Source organism: Methanoculleus thermophilus (genome assembly GCF_001571405.1).
GTDB lineage: Archaea > Halobacteriota > Methanomicrobia > Methanomicrobiales > Methanoculleaceae > Methanoculleus > Methanoculleus thermophilus.
The window spans coordinates 394,707-412,559 of record NZ_BCNX01000006.1 but is presented as its reverse complement, the minus strand read 5'-3'; the positions used below and the strand labels follow the sequence as shown (position 1 = coordinate 412,559).

Here is a 17,853-nt window from a genome sequence, read left to right as displayed (position 1 = left end):
TCACACCTCCCTCGGGTCGGTGATCTCGCCGTAGAGAGCGCTCGCCGCCGCCGTCGCCGGCGAGGAGAGGTAGACCTGGGCCTGCGTGCTCCCCTGTCTGCCCCGGAAGTTCCGGTTCGACGTCGAGAGCGAGACCTCGCCGGGGGCGAGCAGCCCGAACGCCCCGCCCATGCAGGGGCCGCAGCAGGGCGCTTCCACGAGGGCGCCCGCCTCGACGAAGCGCTCTATGATCCCGGCCCGGAGGGCTTTGAGGTACTCGGTCCGCGAGGCCGGGATGACGATCACCCGTACACCGTCCGCGAATCTGTCGGAGGTCCCGAGCACCTCGGCCGCCTCGGCAAGGTCTTCGTAGCGGCCGTTCGTGCAGGAGCCGATGAAGACCTGGTCTACTCTCGTCCCGGCGACCTTCGTTACGTCCACGACGTTGTCGACATTGTGGGGGACGGCGACCTGCGGGGCGAGATCGGTGACGTCGTAGTGCCTGCGATCCCGGTAGACCGCGTCGTCGTCGCCTGCAAGGTCGAAGGGCTCGATTGCGCGTCGGGCGGTGACATACTCCCAGGTAATTGCGTCGGGCTGGACGATCCCGGCCTTTGCGCCCATCTCGATCGCCATGTTCGCACAGGTCATCCGGCCTGCCATATCCATCTCGCGCATCGCGCTGCCGGCAAACTCAAGCGCCATGTAGGTTGCGCCATCAGCACCGATATCCCCGGCGAGCGAGAGGATGAAGTCTTTTGCTCCGACCCTGCGGCCGAACTTCCCGTCCACCTCGACCCGGATGCTCTCGGGTACCCGGAAGTAGAGAGCACCGAACTTTAAGACGAATCCCATATCGGTCGAGCCGATGCCGGTCGCAAACGCACCCGCAGCACCGTAGGTGCAGGTGTGAGAGTCGGTCCCGACGATGATCTCACCGGGCGCCGCCCGCCCCTTCTCCATCACGACCTGGTGGCAGACGCCCTCGAGGAGATCGTAGTTGTGGATCCCCTGCTCCTTTGCGAACTGCCGCATGAAGACGTGGTTCTCGGCAGCGGGTATCGAGTCGGCGGGCACCTGGTGGTCGAAGAGCATAATGATTCGCTCCGGATCATAGACGCGCTCTCCACCCATCTCGCGAAAGACCCGGACCGCAAGCGGGCCGGTGATGTCGTGGATCATCGCCGCATCCACCGGCGCCATCACCACCTCTCCCGCGCGGACGGGTCTGCCGCACCGTTCTGAGAATATCTTTTCTGCGATCGTCGCCGACATGTTTATCTCGTTTTGGTACGCGCTTCTGACGTATTTAGCTTATCTGGACACGCTCTATCCGGGTGCCGAATCCAAGCAAAATTTCGCAGAATCTTGGGGGAGTACCCTTATGTGACCCCATGCGGATTGTATAAGGAGAAGCGATGACCGACGGACCAACCCCGGCAATGCGGCAGTATTACTCAGTGAAAGCCCGATACCCTGACGGCATCGTCTTCTTCCGGATGGGAGACTTTTACGAGACCTTTGGGGAAGATGCCGGCGTCGTAGCCCGGGAACTCGATATCACCCTGACGGCCCGGGGCAGGGATAAGAACGGCGACCGGATGCCTCTCGCAGGCGTCCCACATCACGCCGCCGACGGCTACATCGCCCGCCTGGTGAATAAGGGCTACAAAGTGGTAATCTGCGACCAGGTGGAAGATCCTAAGACCGCAAAAGGCGTGGTGAAGCGAGAGGTCACACGTGTGATCACCCCCGGGACCCTGATCGACTCCACGATGCTCGGCTCGGCCGGGGCACACTACCTCATGGCGATCGCTCCCGACCGAAAGGGAACCTTCGGGCTCGCATTCCTGGATGTCTCGACCGGAGAGTTCTTCGTCTCCTCCGGGAGCGCCAGCCGCGGCTATGCAGAGATCATCTCGGAAGTGGTACGATACCGCCCGACGGAGGCGATCGTCCCGGAGAGTTTCAGCGAGCCGCTCCCCGAGCGGCTCGAAACTCTTGGGGTGACGGTGAGCCGCTATCGCGACGACGCCTTCAACGTGGACGCGGCACACAAGCACCTCTGCGAGCAGTTCGGGACAACGACGCTCGACGGCTACGGATGCGCCCAGATGCCGGGGGCAATCGCCGCGGCCGGTGCAGCCCTCCGCTACGCCCAGGAAACCCAGCAGTCGCCCCTCCCCCACATCACGGGGCTTTCGACCCGGATACCATCGGGGAACATGGTGCTCGACGCAATCACCCTCCGGAACCTCGAGATAACGACCGGCATCCGCGGCGAAGGCGACGGGAGCACCCTTCTTGCCGCGCTTGACGTCACGGAGACATCGATGGGGAGCCGGACGATGCGGTCGTTCCTGATCAGCCCCTTGATTCGGAAAGAGGCGATCGAGGAGCGGCTCGATGCCGTGGAGTGGTTCTTCAACAACACTCTCGAACGGCAGGCGCTTCGCGAAAGCCTCAGCAACTTCGCCGATATCGAGCGGATCGCGGGAAGGATTGCCTACGGAAACGCCGGCCCGCGAGATCTCGCGACACTCCGGGAATCGCTGGAATCGATCCCGGATGTAAAGGCGCTCTTTTCCGGCGACCCTCCCGCGCTCATCCGCGAGGCCCTCGACGCGATGAACGACCACTCCGGGATCATCGACCTCATCGGCCGGGCGATCGTGGATGATCCGCCGGCGCTCGCAAAGTCCGGCGGGATGATCAGGGAGGGGTTCAATGCGAAGCTTGACGAGCTCCGGCACCTCGCGACGACCGGAAAGGACTGGATCGTGGAGTTCCAGCAGCAGGAGAGGGAGAGGACAGGAATCAAGTCCCTCAAGGTCGGCTACAACCGGGTCTTCGGCTACTATATTGAGGTGACAAAACCGAACCTGCACCTGGTGCCGCCGGAGTACGAGCGCCGGCAGACGACCGCGAACGGCGAGCGCTACACGATACCCGACCTCCGGGAGAAAGAGGCGATGATCGCGACTGCTGAGGATCGGCTCAGCGCTCTCGAAGCGGAGATCTACGCAGAACTCATCAGGACGCTTGCGGCGGAGGTCCCCGGTCTCCAGGCGACCGCCCGGGCGGTAGGATTGCTCGATGTCTATTCGGCCCTCGCAGAAGTTGCCGCCCGCTACGGCTATACCCGCCCCGTGATCGAGGAGAGCGGCCGGATCGTTATCCGGGACGGCCGCCACCCGGTGGTGGAGCGGAACCTCCCGGTCCCGTTCGTCCCGAACGATACGGAACTCGATTCCACCGACAACCAGATCATGATCATCACCGGGGCGAACATGGCGGGCAAGTCCACCTACATGCGGGCGGTCGCGCTCTGCTGCATCATGGCCCAGATGGGAAGCTTCGTCCCGGCCCGGCATGCCACCATCGGGATCGTCGACCGGGTCTTCACCCGGGTGGGAGCGTTCGACGATCTTGCCTCGGGGCAGTCCACGTTCATGGTCGAGATGCTCGAGCTTGCAAATATCTTGAATAACGTAACCCCACAGAGCCTCATCATCCTCGATGAGATCGGACGCGGAACGAGCACGCTGGACGGGTGCGCAATCGCCCGGGCGGTAGTGGAGTTCCTGCACGGGAGGGCGGTTGCCGGACCGCGGACCCTCTTTGCAACCCACTTCCACGACCTGATTGATCTCGAGGGGACGCATAAGAGGGTGAAGAACTTCCACTTCGCCGTGAGGGATACCGGGGATGATGTCGTCTTTCTGCGCAAGATCATTCCCGGCGCGACCGACAGGAGTTACGGCATCCATGTGGCCCGTCTTGCCGGGGTCCCGAAGAAGGTGACTGACAGGGCGATGGAGATCTTAAAGGAGGCAGCGGCCCGGGAGATCCCGGCCGGACCGCGAGCCCCGCGCTACACGCAGATGCTCCTCATCGACCCCGGCGAGGGGGTTGCCGAGGAGAACCCGGCAATCAAGGAGCTCAAATGCCTGAATCCCAACGAGATGACTCCGATTGATGCCTTAAACACCCTCTGCCGCCTCCAGCGGCTCGTAAACGGGGACGGGGAGGAGAAGCGATGACGAAGATCCGGGTCCTCGACCCCGACACCGTGAACCAGATCGCCGCCGGCGAGGTCGTGGAGCGGCCGGCATCGGTGGTGAAAGAACTCATCGAGAACGCGATCGATGCCGGTTCGACGAGCATCCTCATCGAGATTACGTCGGACATGGCTGCTGTCACGAAGATCCGGGTGACCGACGACGGCGAGGGGATGACGCCGGAGGAGGCCGTCCTTGCGTTTGCGCCCCACGCCACGAGCAAGATCCGAGATATCGCCGATCTTTCGACCCTCCGGACGCTGGGGTTCCGGGGGGAGGCGCTCGCGAGCATCGCCGCCGTCGCGGAGGTGACCCTGGTCACCCGTCCCCGTGGGAGCGGCGCGCTCGCCGGGACACGGCTGGTGATCAGGGGCGGTGAGATCGTCGAGAAGAGCGAGGTGGGCGCCCCGGAGGGGACGACGATCATCGTGGAGCACCTCTTCTACAACACCCCCGCCCGCCGGAAGTTCCTAAAGAGCAGGAACACTGAACTTGCCCACATCTACGCCGCTGTGGAGAACCTGGCCCTCGCCCACGGTGAGGTTGCCTTCCGGGTGGTGCAGAACGGAAAGGAGCGGCTCTCGACCCAGCGGTCCAGGGACCTTCTTGCCACCATCACCGGACTTTACGGTGCAGACCTTGCCCGGGCGCTCGTCCCGGTCGAGGGAAGGCTCCCGATCCTTACCATCCGCGGCTATGTCTCCCGCCCGTCGGAGAACCGGGGAAACCAATCTGAGATCTATATCAGCATCAACGGCCGGAGCATCTCCTCCCGCCAGATCGCCGCCGCCGTCCGGGAGGGCTACGGCACCCTCCTCCCAAAGGACCGTTATCCTGTGGCATTCCTCGATCTCACGATCGAGACCGATCTTGTGGACGTCAACGTCCACCCGACAAAGAGGGAGGTCCGCCTATCCCGGGAGCGGGAGATCACGGGAGCAATTGCAACCGCGGTAGGAGAGGCCCTCGCCGGGCACGACCTTCTTGGCGATGCTCCGGCCGAACCGGTGCAGCAGCCGCTCCTGCCGCAAGAACCTGTCCCGGCTCCCGCTCCAGCGGCAGGCGAGCCCGAAGCGGCTTACACGGCCCGGCACCGGGAACTCGCCCTCTCGGATCGTCAGCTCCGCCGGACGGAGACAGAGGCAGGTGGACAGGAGAACCTCCTCCCCCCGATGGAGCCGATAGGACAGGTAGCCGCGACCTACATCGTGGCGGAGGGGACCGACGGCACCCTCTACCTCGTCGACCAGCATGCGGCCCATGAGCGGATCCTCTACGACCAGGTCGTGGAACAGCGCGACAAGGCGGCCGGGTCGCAGGAGTTGATCATGCCCGTCGTCCTCTCCCTTCCACCGAAAGAGTCGGCCGCGCTCCGGGACGCGGTGCCTCTCCTCGCGGGCGAGGGATTTGTGGTGGAGGAGTTCGGCCGGGATACCTTCGCCGTCCGGGCGGTGCCGGCCGCCCTCGGGGCCGTCGAGGACCCCGCAAGCATCAGGGAGATGATAGCCGAGTTCCTCGCCGGGGAGGCCCGGGCCGCTCCCGACCGGCGTGAGGCGGTCACCTGCATCATCGCATGCCGCGGTGCTGTGAAGGCCGGCGCCCTCCTCACCGCCGAGCAGCAGAAGCGCCTCCTTATGCAACTTGCCCGGACCAAAACCCCCTGGACCTGCCCGCACGGAAGGCCGACGGTCGTGGCGTTCGACAAGCGCAAACTCGACGGACTCTTCCGGCGGGGATAATGTGATCAGGGTCAAATCAGGCCCAAATAACACCCTTTTTTTAGAAATGCATTGGATATTGAGAGAATCTCCTCCAAATGCCGTATCAGAATGGATTTAACCTTCGAGGATAAGTATGCCTATGTCACAACCAGGACTCGCCCGTATCTGAAGAGGGGAACGAGCCGTGTGACACCACATCACAGAATTCACCCGAGAACGATGACCCGGAGAACCCATTCTTGGGACACACTCTTTCCGTGGTCTCACCGGAGTGTTCAGACGACGGGAGACCACTTAAAACGCCCTACCTGTTGAATGCCATCCAACATCATATCACCTCTCCCCCTTTTTTTCCGATCTATTGATCCGGATCGGATAGGGCCATAGTGCAACCGGGAAAAAAGTGGGTTAGATGAAACGGAATGACTCAGCCGTCGGAGCCGCATCGACATTATAGATATCATACTCCGGTGGGAAGACCGTGTGCATGACCGAAAACAGTATGTCGTCCTTGATGGCGTAGCGGATGATGAAGGTATACCGGTCGTCCTCGACGATCGGGACGGAGTAGGTTGACCTGTACGCCGGGACACCGTCAAGCGATATCCGCTCCGTGGATACCCATTCGGCCCCGATATCGGCACGAAGGTCCTTCGCGTAGGTCTTGTTCAGGGTCTCAAGGATCTCTTCATCGGTGGCGTTCGTATTCGCGAGCGGGATCGCGTTCACCCTGACCTCCTCGTGCTTCACCGGGGAGGAGAACCAGACGCTCTCTCCCGACTCGGTGTAGAACCATCCCTCCGGGCAGGTGAGGGCATAACCGTAGGTTGTGTTGACGTAGGTGCCGTTCTCGGGGACCGGAACCGGAGTAGGTTTGCCCGGGACGGGGACGGGTTCGGGCGCCGCAGGCGCCGAGGTACCCGGCAGCAGCAGCACAAGGATGGCGATTGCGGCGACCGCAAGAACCCCGACGATCAGTAAACTCTGTGGCTTCATGTTTACCCCGTACATGGCCCGGGAAATCATAAAAACCCATCAGTTACGCAGGACACCCTCACGGAACACGGCGGGGAACTGCTCTGTGATCCCCGTGCGGGACCGCAAGCACCAAGTATTCTCCCGGCGGCAGTGCCGCCGGGGGAGAGCGGCCGCACGTTGCCCTTTGACGATTCAGATCGGCGTAGTCGCCGGGGCGGCGGGAGGATCGCGGACATCGGCGACCAGGTCGTCGATGGAGTTCGCATATCTAACGTGGATGCCAAGATTCTCTTCAATATACTCCTTCGCATCCACGACAACCGGCCGTTGCCCCGCGATCCTCAGCCCGCCGAGTGACCGGGATTCTTCCTGGCACTCGATCAACAGATCGTTTCCTTCCGGGAGGATCAGGAGGGTCTTGCCGCTTGCCGCAGCGGCCCTGGCCTTCTCGAGGACCCCGCTGACCGGTCCGATGCTCCCGTCCTCGCCGATCGTTCCGGTCATGGTCACGCTCTCGTTGATCCTAAACTCCTCAAGCACCGAGAGGAGAAGCGTGGTCATCAACGCCCCTGCACTCGGGCCGTCGATCTCGGAAACCTCCACGGGCCCCTGGATGCTAAAGATAATATCGCTCTCTGCGAGGTCCACACGTGAGTGGTTGGCGGCGAGGGCAACGGCCCGATTCGCGGTCTCCTGAAAGACCGTCCCCGTCAGAGGCGTCGTCTGAACAAGCACCCTCCCCCTCCCGGGCACGACCTCGACCGAGACGGTCACCATCGCGCCCTCTTCGGTCACCTCCTCGTAGATGAGCGGACCCCAGCCGCGCTCGACCTCAACCTTCTGGATGATGACCGGTGCCTGCATGGAGGCCATGCCGAACCCTGCCTCTCTCTCCAGAGCGTGAGAGGATACGGGTGTGGTCGGGAAGGGAGCGATCTCTTCCTGCTTAGAGAGAGCGGGGGAGGGAACTCCCGGCATGAAGACCACAGCCAGGAAGAAGACATTTGCAACGAGCGATAGAAGAAGCAGAATCGTCAGAGTCTTCTCCCGTATACGCATACGGTGCCCTGGTATTATTCGTTTAGATATATACCTTTCCAGGGATACGTCAGTAGAGGTGCCATTTCCCGGTCCGGCGGCCGCGATCACCTCTGGTTAATTAGAACTAATTTACCCGACAGAAAAAGGCAACTGTTTTCTTCATCCAGATCGAAATTTCTCCCCTATTCAGCGGATTTTGCATTAAAACAGGCATACTCCGCTGTAGAGTAACTACAGAGGTTTAAGGATGACAAAAGTCAGTTATGTCTTCTTTGCACTCATCATTGCGGCAGGAATGCTCTGCTGCGGTTGCACGACAACAACGATGCCGGAGGATCCGGCTGCGACCCGAACGATCACCGATATGGTGGGAAACCAGATCACAATCCCCGCAGAAGGAGCGACGTTCGCCGTCTTCGGCGGGCCCATCAGCCAGGTGCCCTACCTCCTTGGAGCGAATGACAGTGTCATTGCAGTCACGAAGGGACCGCAGCTGATGGAGATGATGCAGGAGATGGACCCGGGCATCATCGATAAACCGGCACCGCGGACGACGAACGGCAACGTGAACATCGAGGAACTCCTGGTTACGAACCCCGACTGCGTCATTGCCTTCGACGTCGACGGGGAGATCGTGGAATCTCACACCAATATTCCGGTCATCTACCTCTCCGGGACAATGAGCGACGGGTTCGATGAGATGCGGCGGGAGATCGCCTTCATGGGCGAGGTCTTCGGAAAGCCCGATAGAGCGCAGGCTTACATCGATTACCTTAACGAGACACTCGAGTTCCTCCGTGAGCGCACCGCCAACATCCCCGAGGACGAGCGGGTCACCGTCTTCCTCGGCGAGGGAGTAAGCCACCTTCAGACACTTGGAGGAGACACGTTCTTCACTGAGTGGACCGCGGCTGCAGGGTGCAGAAACGCCGTAGCCACCATCGAGACGACGCACGGACAGCAGGAGGGTATCCACACCGGTATCAACGAGATCTCGATGGAGCAGGTCCTTGCCGCCGACCCTGATATCATCATCATCGATACCGGCAGTCCCGCTGAACTCAAGAACGACAGCCGCTGGAAGGAACTTAGTGCCGTCAAAGAAGGCCGGGTCTACAAGCAACCGACCGGACTCTTCCTCTGGAGCCGTCCGTCCGCCGAGTCCGCCGTCCTCTACCCGGTCTGGCTCGCGTACAAGGCCTACCCCGACCGCTTCGAGGACGTGCCGCTCACCGACCGGGTGAAGGACTTCTACGCCGAGATCTTCGGGTTCACCCTCACGGATGAGCAGGCGCAGAAGGTCATCGACGGCACCTATGGGAGCGTGACGTTCGGCCAGGTGAAGCAGCTCGGATGAGACAGAGACCAACGAAGACCGGTGTACAGACCGATGGGGGAACCACGGTGACCGGGACGGCGGTGGCAAACCAGGCCACCAGCAGGAGCTGGGGGGAGCGGCACCCCGGCACCATCCTGGTGCTCCTCCTCGGCGTGCTCGGGGTTGTTATCTTCATCGCCCTGATGGCCGGCCGGTATATGATCCCACCGGAGACGGTGATCGCGACAATCATAAGTTCGGTCTACCCGATCGAGATGACCTGGGCAGCGACGGCGACTTCAGCCATCGTGGACGTCCGTATCCCCCGGATCATCGCCGGCCTCCTCGTCGGAGCGGGTCTTGCCATCAGCGGGGCCTCATTCCAGGGGATGTTCCGGAACCCTCTGGTCTCCTCTGAGATCCTCGGCGTGGCCTCCGGCGCGGGCTTTGGAGCGGCGATTGGCATCCTCCTCCTGGACAGTCTCGTTCTCGTCCAGATTCTCTCGTTCGTCTTCGGCTTGCTTGCCGTGGGGATGGCCTATGCGCTCAGCAGGGTCAGGAGCTCGACCCCGATCCTGATGCTCGTTCTCGCAGGTATCGTGATCGGATCGCTCTTTTCGGCCCTCACCTCCATGGCGAAGTACGTGGCCGACCCGATGAACAAGATGCCGGCGATCGTCTTCTGGCTGCTCGGGTCGCTCAACCACGTCTCGGCGTCGGACCTGATGATCCTCGGCCCGATCATCATCGTCTCGATAGCAGGACTGCTTGCCGTCCGGTGGCGAATCAATGTCCTCACGATGGGCGACGAGGAGGCACGGGCGCTCGGGGTGAACACCGAGCACTTGAAGGCTATCATCATCTTCCTCTCGACCGTGATCACAGCAGCAGCGGTCTGTTTGAGCGGGATCATCGGGTGGATCGGGCTTGTTATCCCGCATATGGGACGGATGCTTGTCGGACCCGACAACCGCTACCTTCTGCCGGTCTCGGTGCTCCTCGGGGGAGCGTTCCTGATTGCCGTCGACACCATCGCAAGGACGGCCGCCCCTGCCGAGATCCCGATCGGCATCCTGACGGCGGTCATCGGGGCGCCGATATTTGCAGTGCTGCTCCGGCGCAACAACCCGGGGTGGTGAGCATGGGAAGCCGTATCAGCGTAGAGGATATAACGTTCAACTACCCGGGCGGAGCCCCCGTCTTTACGGGCATCACGCTCACCGTGGATGAGGGGTGCGTATACTCGCTTCTCGGCCCGAACGGGACCGGAAAATCCACGCTTCTCAAGTGCATGGCAGGGCTCATCTCCCCCTCGCACGGCCGCGTTCTCCTCGATGGGCATGACATCGCAGGAATGCAGCCGCACGAGATTGCCCGGCGGATCGGGTTCGTCCCCCAGACACAGGTCTCGCCGTTCCCGTTCCTTGTCAGGGACATCGTCCTCATGGGGAGAGCAGCCCATCTCGGCCCCTTTTCAACTCCCTCATCTGAGGATGAAGAGATTGCTGCTGACGCCCTCGACCGGATCGGCATATCTCACCTCGCCGAAAGACCGTGCACCGAGATCAGCGGCGGCGAGTGGCAGCTTGTCCTGATCGCGCGGGCGATCGCACAGCGTCCGGGGATCCTTCTCCTCGACGAACCGACGTCCCACCTGGACCTCGGTAACCAGGTACGGGTGCTCAACGTCATCAGGGGACTCGCAGAGGACGGAATGACCATTGTTGTCGCGACCCATTTCCCCGATCACGCACTTCTGACGTCAAGCCAGGTTGCAATCCTGAAAAATCAAAGAATTCTTGCTATGGGAGGTCCGAATGAGGTTATCAACGAGGATACGATGCGTCGTGCCTACGGCACCGATGTTAGGATTGTAAACCTCGGCGATCCGATCAACCGGCAGATCTGCGTACCTGTGGCAGGGTGGGTGAAACCATGACCGAGAAATCAGACGACCAGTTCACCGGCCAAGGTGCCAGAAGGATGGACGCCATCGCGAAAGGACCTTTTGCGCCGATATATCCGACAATCGCCCGGCAGATCCTGGATACCTGCAGGATCCGCGAAGGCAGGTGCGTCGATATCGGATGCGGGCCGGGACACCTCGCGATGGCGCTCGCGGCAGTAAGCGATCTCGCCATCGACGCTCTTGACGCATCGACCGACATGCTCTCGATCGCACGGAGGAATCTCCAGGATGCCGGGCTCATCGGGCGCGTACGCCCGGTCTGCGGCGATGTCCACAACCTCCCCTACGCCGACGGCTCCATCGATCTCATCGTGAGCCGCGGCTCGCTCTTCTTCTGGGACGACCGGGTGCGGGCGTTCTCCGAGATCGCGCGGGTGCTGCGGCCCGGCGGGAGGACGTTTGTCGGCGGAGGATTCGGCACTCCCGCCCTGAAGGCAGAAATTACGGAGAAGATGCGCGAGATAGACCCCGAGTGGGAGGTAAAGGCTGCAGAACGACTCTCGAGAGGAAACAGGGATCTCATCCGCCGGGAGTTGGAGCAGGCGAAGATACCGGCATACAAGGTCTTTGAGGACGAGGCCGGGTTCTGGATAATCATGGAGAAGTGACGACGGATGAAGTGCGAGATCTGTGAGGTCGGATGCGATATCCCCGAGGGGGGAGTCGGCAGGTGCCGGATGTACGAGAACAACGGCACCGGGATCGTTGAACGGTATCCAGACGCCTTCCTTGCTGCGTTCCCTGTTGCGATCGAGACGCTGCCGGTGCTCCACTTCTTTCCCGGCGCGAAGGTCCTCCAGGTCTGCACGGTCGGATGCAACCTCTCATGCGGGGGGTGTGTCTCGGAGATGCTGGTTGAGCATGCCGAACCGCTTGCAGCATCCGGGACGGCCCTCACGACCGACGACCTGCTCCGCCTCGCGAATGATCAGGCCTGCACCGGGATCGCCTTCGCGCTGAACGACCCGATCGTCTCGTTCCCGACGTTCTGCAGGCTCGCAGAGAGGGCAAGGGAGAAGGGGCTCTCCGTCGGCTGCTCCACGAACGGCTACATGACAGAAGCATCCGCTCTGCGACTCTGCGAGCGGGCAGATTTTGTCAGTATCGGGCTTAAAGGAACAACCGACGAAAGTTACCGTGCCTGCGGTGCAAGGAGTGCCGCACCGGTCTTTCGTACGATCCGGCTGCTTCACGAAGGAGGGGTGCATGTCGAGGCCTCGGTCGTCTACCGCCGGGACGGAGAGGATGAGGTGCTTGATGTGGCGCGAAAGATTGCAGCAATCTCCCCGGATATCCCTCTCCAGGTGATGCGGTTTGTCCCCTTCGGCGATGCGGGGCTCGATGAGGAGCCGACGATCTACGCAGGCGAGGAGCTCTGTGACCGGCTCCGCGATATCCTCCCCTGGGTCTACCTCTTCAACTCGCCGGGGACTGCGAACCTGACGACATTCTGCCCGGCATGCAAAAAGCCCTGCATCGAGCGCGAGTTCTTCGGCCCGATGGGTTCGCATCTCGCAGGGAAGGCGCAGATCGTCTGCGACTGCGGCCAAACCATCCCGGTCCGGGGTTCTGTCAGTCCCGAGGTCTATTACGAGCCCGGGATGATGGGAGGATACCGGGCGACCAGGGGGCTTGAGATGGTCTGGGCAATCCTCACCTGCCTCGGCGTCGATGACCGGGCGGACCTTGCCAGGATCTGGGGCGGGGTGCTCCAGAGCGGGATGCTTGGTCGGGAACTGCATGACCGGATGAACAACATCGATGCATACCTGGACCTCATCATGGACCTTGCTCACCGGACCGGCCGCGAGGAGGAGGGGCGGGAACTCACCGGCTACATCCGGAAACGGCTGGACTACATCAGGGGACGGGTTGCGGACGCGCCGCGCCCCCGGGTATTCTACGCCATGGGCCACCCGCTCTTCGCCCTCAACCCCGGCAGGCTCGAAGGAAAACTCGTGGAGGCCGCCGGCGGGATCTACGTCAACCGGGCGATCGGCCGGGAGGGTAAACCGGGCGTCACCATCTCACGGGAGGAGTTCGTCGCGCTCGAACCCGAGTATCTCTTCACGTCGGGGTTCCTCACCTCCTCGGTGGAAGATACTCTCCGCTACTGCGCAGAGCACGGCCTCGACGTGCCGGCGGTCCAGAACCAGCGGGTCTACTCAATGCACCCGTCATGGGACTTCGGGAGTCCCCGATGGATCCTCGGCCTGATGACGATCGCAAACGCCCTCCACCCCGACCTCTTCGCCTTCAGGATTGAGGAGGAAGCAGACAGGTTCTACCGTCGCTTCTACGGGGTGCCCTACCGGGCGGCCGTCCACAACCGCTCGTTTGCCCACCCGGGAACGAGACGGCAGTAGGCCGGGATTCCCACCAATCCTCTTTTTCTGACCGCCTCGACCTCAAGACGGACCATGGGGGCATGCGAAACCCCTCCACTGAACGATTCCCCGCTTCGCAAGAAGTCGTCAGGTTTTGAACCGCAACGTTCGCGAAGAAAAATCAAGGATTTGGTGTTCTTGAAGGGTGTCTGCGACATCCTGACGATGCGCGGGACTGGAGACCCTTGCGGGCCCTGTCCAAAAAAGATTATCAGAGGTTTTCAGGAGCAATTCTCCCCGCCGAGGTTCAGCTTCTTTGTCTTCCAGGCCCCCTGTCTGTAGAAGAACAGGTCGCACAGGAACACCACCACAGTGCCGCAGACCACTGCAAACCAGATGAACTGCAGCGGCATGCCCATCGTCACAAAGATCGAAGCAAGGCCCACCTGCACGATCAACTGCCCGGCAACCGCCGCATACATGCCGGGTCTCGTCATCCCCGCACCGTTCATCGCAAATCCCATCGTCATCGCCATAGCGATCAAGAAGTACGACAACGGGACTATGTGCATGAACAGGATACCGTCTGCAAGCGACTCGCCCGTCGCCCCGAATATCGCAAGGAGTGACTCTGCACGCGACAGATACAGGATACCCACCAGCGCCATAAACGCGGCGTTCACAACCAGCGCGATTCTCACGGCTTTCTCCGCTCTTTCTACTTTTCCCGCTCCCAGATTCTGCCCGACCATCACCGCGACTCCCGTGCAGAGCCCCATCACGAAGATCAGACCCAGCATATCCAGACGCTGGCAGATACCGTATGCTGCCACCGCCGCCGTGCCGTAGAGTGCTACGATCGCCGTCATCCCCAGGAACGCAAAACTTCTGACCCCGCTCTGTACAGCCGAGGGGATCATGACCTTCGCGATATCCTTGATTAACTGTGGCTCAAACGTCCACGTCTTCGGGAACTTGATCACACCGTCCTTCCGGGATGGGAGATACATCGCCCCAATCAGGAGCAGTACACCGATCGTACGCGATGCGAGAGACGCATACGCAGACCCGGCGATCCCGAACGCCGGGAGACCGCCTAGACCCATGATCAGTGTCGGGTTGAGAACGATGTTCACGAGATTTACGGCGATCATGACGAACATCGGCGTTCTCGAGTCACCCGTACTCTGAAAGACGGTCGTCAAGATCATCAATGTGACGAAGACAAACATCCCTATCAGGACAGGGGAGAGGAAGCGTGCTCCTGTCTCTGCAACCTCGCTCTCCGCCCCAAGAAGCAGGAGGAGATCCTGCGGCCAGAAGATGCCGATGACCATCAGAACCGCCGAGAAGGCGAGTGCCAGATACAGCGAATGTGCAAGGATCACCGGGATGCGCTCAAACCGCTCGGACCCGTAGGCTCGCGAGACGAATGCAGCCGTTGCTGTCACTGTCCCAAAGATCACTGTTGTAAGCACCAGTACGATGGATATGCTCATCGCTCCGCCGGCGATCGCGACGTCGCCGAGCTTGCCGATGAAATACATATCCACCACCTCAAGGATGCTCGAAAGAAAGTTGCTGATGATGATCGGGAGCGCCACTATCCAGAGGCCTTTCCCGACCGATCCTTCGGTGAGAGTGTTATTGGAATACTGCATTGCAAAACTTATTATTATATGTATGGTTAGATGATAAATATTAGCCGAAACACATTACCAAAATTACCTGCTAAATCAAAAATTAAGACCTATCCGGCACTAAATCAGACATCTATATCGAACAAAACGGATAGGATTTTTAGCACGAACCCACCAAGAGAGGAGGGACGGTGACAGAACCCGGGCCTCGCTCACGCACCCATCCGACAGAGGTCCCGCATCGCCCGGAGGACGTAGAGCCGCTCCCCCTCGAGCGCCTCTTCGTCGACGATGAACGAGACAAAACCCCCCCGGGCGAAGAGATCCCGGACTTCATCGAGCCCGGTCAGCGAAGAGACGAGGAGCAGGACCCGCCCGAACGGAGCAAGGACCCTGCCGACGTCCCCGATGAACCGCTCGATCACCACCCTTCCCGTCGGCCCGCCGTCGAGAGCATACTCCAGCCAGTCGTCGATCCGCTCCTCAGGGGCGGTCGGCAGGTAAGGGGGGTTGAAGAGGATGAGGTCGAACGGACCCGAGAGGCCCGCAAAAAGGTCCGTCCGGACCACCGCGACCCCCCGGGCGCGGGCGCATGCCACCGCGTGGGGGTTGATATCGGTCGCAAGAACCCTGGCCGCCCGGTTCAGGAGGCCAGCCGCGACGTATCCGCTCCCGGTCCCGACTTCGAGCACCCGGTCGGTCGGGTGGATCTCGCGGAGCGCCGCCCGGAGAAGAAGAGCGGAGTCTTCGGCGGGAGAATAGACCTGGTCCGGGACCTTCCGGTCGCTCATCCTCTGCACCCGGCAAGCCTGTTCGCAATCAACGCGAACTCCTCAAGCGTCAGGTCCTCCGGCCGCCGCTGCAGAAGGTCGTCAGGAAGATCCGCGATCGCCCGCTCGATAACCTCGGGCGGGAACGTATCTTTGCCGCTCCGAAGCCCCTTCCGAACGGTCTTTCGCCGGTAGGAAAAGAGCACCCGGACGGCGTCGGCATAGACCTTCCGATCCGCGATCGGGTGGGGTGGCTCGTGAGGGAGAAGCCGGACCACCCAGGACCAGACCTGCGGTTTTGGGTGGAAGGCGTTCGGTGAGAGTTCAAGCAGGGGTTTTACAGATGCATACGTCTGCACCATCACCGAGAGCCGGCCGACGTTCGACGTCCCCGGGGGCGCGATCATCCGCTGGGCGAACTCCTTCTGGTACATCAGGACCGCGACCTCAAACCCGATCTCAAGCAGCCGGAATGTAATCTTAGAGGAGACAGAATAAGGGAGGTTTGCGACGACGATATCAAACGGCGGGAGGTCGACCTTCTGTGCGTCGCCCTCGATGATCTCAAGACGCCCCTCCTCGATCTCGTCGGCAAACGTGGCCTCGAGGTCCTCTACAAGGGCCGGATCGATCTCCACCGCGATCACGTTTGCGCCCCTATCAAGGAGGGCGCGGGTGAGGACCCCTTCACCGGGTCCTATCTCGAGCACCCTCCGGCCTGCAACGTCGACAAAACCGGCAATCTTCTCGACGGCTCTTTGGTCGACGAGGAAATGTTGGTCCCGCGGAGCGCTCATTTTGATGTAAAGATATGATATTTCTCTTCCGGATCCTCAATCTCATGCAGGATCCGGCTGACGATCATCCGTTCCGGGTGCGGGATTGACTTGATTCGGGCAGAGATATCGGCGAAACTCTCAAAAGGCTTCCGCTCCCGCTGCTGGATCACTTCCCACATCAACTTCTTTCCGATCCCGGGGAGCAGGTGCAGCATGTGGAACTTCGGCGTGATCGGGACAGACTTGTTGAAGAACTCGACGAACTTCGGCTCGTTCTCGCGAACGATCTGCTCGATCGCAAACGGCAGTTCCAGCTTCGCCGTCGCCGTCAGGTCTTCATAACTGATCCGCCGCTTGACGCGCTCGATCTTCTCTCGCTCCCCGTCACCGATATAGACGCGCTCGTGGATCTGGATATCCGCACCCGGCTTAGGGACGAGCTCAAGCAACTTGAACTGGTCCACACCGACGCCCTGGACAATCGGCTCACGCTTAAAAGCAGGCCGCTGCTCGCCCACGTACCCCATGGGGAGAACGTCAAGGACTATGGCGTTCTCCTCCTTCCTCTCCCTTTCCGTCTTCATAGGTATCACCCTCTTCGCTCAGAAGTGGGTCATTACCAGGTCGAGGATCTCGTCGAGCTCTTCCGTCGTAAGGTTGAAACGTTCTTTGGCGTAGATTGCACGGAGTTCGTCCCGGGTCCGGGGCATCAGGTTTGCAATGCGGTAAGCGATATCCTCCTTCATCTTCTCGAGCTTCATCAGCTCGTCGACGAGAGCGCGGGCCTTCTCGGCGGAGGTTTTAGAGAGGTGATTGGCATGCTCGATACTCTTACGGAGTTCGTAGGACATCTCATCTCCAGACTCGAGCCGGGCTGCCTCCACGGAAAGGAGAACATCACGTAACTCGGGGAGTAGCATCCGCTCTTCACTGATGATTCGTTTTACCTTCATGCCAATCACTGCTGTTGAGAATTATACCTTCTGCGCTTTTAGATGTTGCGGTCTCGCAATCACCTGTTTCATCGAATCTCCATCCCGGATCTCGAGCACCCATGCGCGTCCGCGCTGTCCGATGACCGTGCCGGTCTTCCCGTGGAATCTCCGGTGGGGCATGCCCTTCTGGACACTCGGCTCGACCACAACGTGCACTTTCTGCCCGATCTCAAAATTCTGGATCACCGAGGTTACCGGTGGAATACCGCGTTTTCGGAGGTCCTTCTTGAACTTATACCGCGTCTTTCTGCGTGGTCCATTGTGTTGTGCCATAA

General features: G+C 61.0%; 16 protein-coding genes. 7 read left to right on the top strand and 9 right to left on the bottom strand.

The genetic code is table 11. From position 1 onward, the window contains the following. Window positions 1-1,254: a 3-isopropylmalate dehydratase large subunit gene (locus MCUTH_RS05345; RefSeq protein WP_066956569.1), complete on the bottom strand. Its 1,254-nt coding sequence runs from the start codon at window positions 1,252-1,254 to the stop codon at window positions 1-3. A 143-nt stretch (window positions 1,255-1,397) separates the two neighbouring features. Between MCUTH_RS05345 and mutS the strand changes: the two genes are divergently transcribed. After that, entirely contained in the window at window positions 1,398-4,022 is a 2,625-nt protein-coding gene (gene mutS, locus MCUTH_RS05340; RefSeq protein WP_066956564.1) for a DNA mismatch repair protein MutS, read from the top strand. Further along, window positions 4,019-5,779 carry a DNA mismatch repair endonuclease MutL gene (mutL, locus tag MCUTH_RS05335; protein WP_066956561.1) on the top strand — a complete coding sequence of 587 codons (1,761 nt, stop codon included), beginning with the start codon at window positions 4,019-4,021 and terminating at the stop codon, window positions 5,777-5,779. Before mutS ends, mutL begins: the two co-directional genes overlap by 4 nt. 390 nt (window positions 5,780-6,169) lie before the next feature. Here mutL and MCUTH_RS05330 read toward each other — a convergent pair whose 3' ends face one another. Both MCUTH_RS05330 and MCUTH_RS05325 read right to left on the bottom strand, forming a co-directional pair. After that, entirely contained in the window at window positions 6,170-6,757 is a 588-nt protein-coding gene (locus tag MCUTH_RS05330) for a PsbP-related protein (RefSeq protein WP_150468680.1), read from the bottom strand. A 174-nt stretch (window positions 6,758-6,931) separates the two neighbouring features. Beyond that, window positions 6,932-7,798, bottom strand: coding sequence for a S16 family serine protease (locus MCUTH_RS05325; protein ID WP_066956555.1), 867 nt, complete (start codon window positions 7,796-7,798; stop codon window positions 6,932-6,934). 229 nt (window positions 7,799-8,027) lie between these two features. Between MCUTH_RS05325 and MCUTH_RS05320 the strand changes: the two genes are divergently transcribed. From MCUTH_RS05320 to MCUTH_RS05300, 5 genes are read left to right on the top strand one after another with little or no spacing between them, the layout of a single operon-like run. Then, on the top strand, window positions 8,028-9,137 hold the full coding sequence (locus MCUTH_RS05320; RefSeq protein WP_066956553.1) for an ABC transporter substrate-binding protein: 1,110 nt from the start codon (window positions 8,028-8,030) through the stop codon (window positions 9,135-9,137). Next, entirely contained in the window at window positions 9,134-10,237 is a 1,104-nt protein-coding gene (locus MCUTH_RS05315) for a FecCD family ABC transporter permease (RefSeq protein WP_083524777.1), read from the top strand. Before MCUTH_RS05320 ends, MCUTH_RS05315 begins: the two co-directional genes overlap by 4 nt. Window positions 10,238-10,239: 2 nt before the next feature. Beyond that, window positions 10,240-11,037, top strand: coding sequence for an ABC transporter ATP-binding protein (locus MCUTH_RS05310; RefSeq protein WP_066956550.1), 798 nt, complete (start codon window positions 10,240-10,242; stop codon window positions 11,035-11,037). Further along, a complete protein-coding gene (locus MCUTH_RS05305; protein WP_066956547.1) occupies window positions 11,034-11,675 on the top strand; it encodes a class I SAM-dependent methyltransferase in 642 nt (213 codons plus the stop codon). Before MCUTH_RS05310 ends, MCUTH_RS05305 begins: the two co-directional genes overlap by 4 nt. A 6-nt stretch (window positions 11,676-11,681) precedes the next feature. After that, a complete protein-coding gene (locus tag MCUTH_RS05300) occupies window positions 11,682-13,433 on the top strand; it encodes a radical SAM protein (protein ID WP_066956544.1) in 1,752 nt (583 codons plus the stop codon). Between the two features lie 242 nt (window positions 13,434-13,675). On the opposite strand, the gene MCUTH_RS05295 is transcribed toward MCUTH_RS05300, so the two are convergent. The 6 genes from MCUTH_RS05295 to MCUTH_RS05270 all read right to left on the bottom strand — a co-directional run bounded on the left by MCUTH_RS05295 (window position 13,676) and on the right by MCUTH_RS05270 (window position 17,851). Continuing rightward, on the bottom strand, window positions 13,676-15,055 hold the full coding sequence (locus MCUTH_RS05295; RefSeq protein ID WP_066956541.1) for an MATE family efflux transporter: 1,380 nt from the start codon (window positions 15,053-15,055) through the stop codon (window positions 13,676-13,678). 191 nt (window positions 15,056-15,246) lie between these two features. Further along, the gene (locus MCUTH_RS05290; protein ID WP_066956538.1) at window positions 15,247-15,825 is read right to left on the bottom strand and encodes a HemK2/MTQ2 family protein methyltransferase; all 579 of its coding nucleotides are present in this window, start codon (window positions 15,823-15,825) and stop codon (window positions 15,247-15,249) included. Further along, window positions 15,822-16,601: a 16S rRNA (adenine(1518)-N(6)/adenine(1519)-N(6))-dimethyltransferase RsmA gene (gene rsmA, locus MCUTH_RS05285; protein ID WP_066956535.1), complete on the bottom strand. Its 780-nt coding sequence runs from the start codon at window positions 16,599-16,601 to the stop codon at window positions 15,822-15,824. The genes MCUTH_RS05290 and rsmA overlap by 4 nt, the downstream gene beginning before the upstream one ends. Continuing rightward, the gene (locus tag MCUTH_RS05280) at window positions 16,598-17,167 is read right to left on the bottom strand and encodes a DUF655 domain-containing protein (protein WP_066956532.1); all 570 of its coding nucleotides are present in this window, start codon (window positions 17,165-17,167) and stop codon (window positions 16,598-16,600) included. The genes rsmA and MCUTH_RS05280 overlap by 4 nt, the downstream gene beginning before the upstream one ends. 18 nt (window positions 17,168-17,185) lie before the next feature. Beyond that, window positions 17,186-17,536 (bottom strand): RNA polymerase Rpb4 family protein, encoded by a 351-nt coding sequence (locus MCUTH_RS05275; RefSeq protein ID WP_066956529.1) that lies wholly within the window; start codon window positions 17,534-17,536, stop codon window positions 17,186-17,188. 21 nt (window positions 17,537-17,557) lie between these two features. After that, window positions 17,558-17,851: a 50S ribosomal protein L21e gene (locus MCUTH_RS05270; protein WP_066956526.1), complete on the bottom strand. Its 294-nt coding sequence runs from the start codon at window positions 17,849-17,851 to the stop codon at window positions 17,558-17,560. Window positions 17,852-17,853: the final 2 nt, after the last annotated feature.

Coding starts and splice junctions, on each gene's coding strand:
- MCUTH_RS05290 (WP_066956538.1), bottom strand. CDS start 15,825: ATGAGCGACCGGAAGGTCCCGGACCAGGTCTATTCTCCCGCCGAAGAC.
- mutS (WP_066956564.1), top strand. CDS start 1,398: ATGACCGACGGACCAACCCCGGCAATGCGGCAGTATTACTCAGTGAAA.
- rsmA (WP_066956535.1), bottom strand. CDS start 16,601: ATGAGCGCTCCGCGGGACCAACATTTCCTCGTCGACCAAAGAGCCGTC.
- MCUTH_RS05345 (WP_066956569.1), bottom strand. CDS start 1,254: ATGTCGGCGACGATCGCAGAAAAGATATTCTCAGAACGGTGCGGCAGA.
- MCUTH_RS05275 (WP_066956529.1), bottom strand. CDS start 17,536: ATGAAGGTAAAACGAATCATCAGTGAAGAGCGGATGCTACTCCCCGAG.
- MCUTH_RS05315 (WP_083524777.1), top strand. CDS start 9,134: ATGAGACAGAGACCAACGAAGACCGGTGTACAGACCGATGGGGGAACC.
- MCUTH_RS05305 (WP_066956547.1), top strand. CDS start 11,034: ATGACCGAGAAATCAGACGACCAGTTCACCGGCCAAGGTGCCAGAAGG.
- MCUTH_RS05300 (WP_066956544.1), top strand. CDS start 11,682: ATGAAGTGCGAGATCTGTGAGGTCGGATGCGATATCCCCGAGGGGGGA.
- MCUTH_RS05295 (WP_066956541.1), bottom strand. CDS start 15,055: ATGCAGTATTCCAATAACACTCTCACCGAAGGATCGGTCGGGAAAGGC.
- MCUTH_RS05270 (WP_066956526.1), bottom strand. CDS start 17,851: ATGGCACAACACAATGGACCACGCAGAAAGACGCGGTATAAGTTCAAG.
- MCUTH_RS05330 (WP_150468680.1), bottom strand. CDS start 6,757: ATGAAGCCACAGAGTTTACTGATCGTCGGGGTTCTTGCGGTCGCCGCA.
- MCUTH_RS05310 (WP_066956550.1), top strand. CDS start 10,240: ATGGGAAGCCGTATCAGCGTAGAGGATATAACGTTCAACTACCCGGGC.
- MCUTH_RS05280 (WP_066956532.1), bottom strand. CDS start 17,167: ATGAAGACGGAAAGGGAGAGGAAGGAGGAGAACGCCATAGTCCTTGAC.
- MCUTH_RS05325 (WP_066956555.1), bottom strand. CDS start 7,798: ATGCGTATACGGGAGAAGACTCTGACGATTCTGCTTCTTCTATCGCTC.
- mutL (WP_066956561.1), top strand. CDS start 4,019: ATGACGAAGATCCGGGTCCTCGACCCCGACACCGTGAACCAGATCGCC.
- MCUTH_RS05320 (WP_066956553.1), top strand. CDS start 8,028: ATGACAAAAGTCAGTTATGTCTTCTTTGCACTCATCATTGCGGCAGGA.